This is a genomic window from Herbaspirillum sp. YR522 (assembly GCF_000282575.1).
In the GTDB taxonomy this organism is placed as follows: domain Bacteria; phylum Pseudomonadota; class Gammaproteobacteria; order Burkholderiales; family Burkholderiaceae_D; genus Herbaspirillum.
Genome location: NZ_AKJA01000097.1, coordinates 1 through 1,631, shown reverse-complemented (window position 1 = coordinate 1,631; position 1,631 = coordinate 1). Strand labels below are relative to the sequence as shown.

1 protein-coding gene and 1 pseudogene are annotated in these 1,631 nt (G+C 60.0%); both read right to left on the bottom strand.

Annotation, left to right across the window (positions count from 1 at the left end):
- Positions 1 to 704: pseudogene (locus PMI40_RS12100) on the bottom strand (hypothetical protein); the annotation flags it as partial.
- A 361-nt stretch (positions 705 to 1,065) separates the two neighbouring features.
- A partial coding sequence (locus PMI40_RS12095) for a glycine zipper 2TM domain-containing protein (protein WP_008115687.1) occupies positions 1,066 to 1,631 on the bottom strand: 566 nt, incomplete at its 5' end.

The following is a 1,631-nucleotide window of genomic DNA, read 5'->3' as shown; positions in this document are numbered from 1 at the left end:
TTGTCGTTGAGGTCGGCCTGCTCGGTGTCGGTGACCCTGGTCCTTGGCGCGGCATTGGTGATGACGATATTGGCGGGTGCCTTCCATATACCGCGCTCGCGATCGGTCTTGCAATAGGCGGCAGCGACGCACGCCGACGGCGGGATAGGTACCTTGGTAAATGCAAGAATCTGTTTTTTGACCGCGGCATCCGCAAGTGCATAGGCAGCAGGATCGGCAGTTTTCAAGTCGGCCAGCGTTGTCTGCGTCGTGCTGTCGGCGTACATCACCGGAATGGCCGCATCATTGCGCCATGGTGAGTGAGTCAGATATAACCAAGGGTGGTAGAGGCTCCGCTGCGGCCCGGCAGTCAATACGTCCGGTGCAGCGGAAGCTGTCTTCATGTGACGTATGGCAAAGTATCCTTTGCGTTCATTCAACAGGCCCTCCAATGCGTCTTGATAGACATCGGCCGCATCGGTCGGGTCTATTACGGCAATAAGGGAAATTTCCTGGAACTTAAGGATCGAGGTATCGAATTCGGCATCGGTGCGGCCGGCAGACGGCAGGATATAGCAAGGACCGCCGCCATTGATGAAATAATGCTCCAGCGCCATCGCCGAAAAGCCGTATTCATGTCCACACGCTTCGACAGTCGCCCCCGTCGCTGCGATCTTCACCTGCATATTCATCAGATTCGGAAAGGCCCTGCGCAGGTCGGCCATGCCCGATACCTTGAAGCAATCCGCCGTGGTGTATCTCGTTCCGTCGGGCTTATGAAACAGTCCGATCATTGCAGGTACGGTAGGACTGGTCCTGGTCAACACCGTCGCTTCGCCCCGTTCTTCAATAATGACCCCTGGACTAATCATTTTTCCCCCGAAAAAGATTGCAATGGATGTTATTGATTCTGATGCAGTCTTGCCAGCTGCTTGCGAATGTCATTGACAAGTGGCCCTTGGATTCTAGACGCCGTTACGGAATTTGCAAGCGTCAAATTCAGGTGACATGTCGATAACATTGCCGCCATGAAAAATGCCGCGCGGCAAATGCGGCGCGGCATGTTTGGGGAGGCGATGCCGGTTCTCAGCCACGACCTTCCAGGTGGCCGTTGACGACACGAACCTGGTCGCCTACGCGCCAGTTTTCGTTGGTCTGCGGGAAGCTGCGGATCTTGCCGTTTTCCATGCGTACTTCCACCACATGACTGGTCGTGGTGCGCACGCGCTTCTCGACCACGTTACCGGCATAGCCGCCGCCGACGGCGCCGGCAATGGTGGCCAGGGTGCGGCCGGTGCCACCACCGACCTGGTTGCCCAGCAGGCCACCGACCACGGCGCCACCGGCGATACCTACGCCGCTGCCGCTGGGGGTATTGCTGACGGCACGCACATTGACTACCTCACCGCAACTGCTGCAAACGGCTGGCGCCGGGGCCGCGGCGCGTGCCGGTTGTTCTTCGGCCACGCGTGCCGCAGCGCTGTTGGCGGCCAGTTGCTGGCGTTGCTGCTGGGGCGCCGGAGCGGGCGCTTCCTGGGCGACCTGTTGTGGCTGCTGCGGCGCGTTGGCGCTGTTGGAGCTGGGCAGCAAACCGGTCATGGCGGCCACGCCGATCAGGCTGGCCAGGATCACGGCGACGGCGGCGCCTGCCA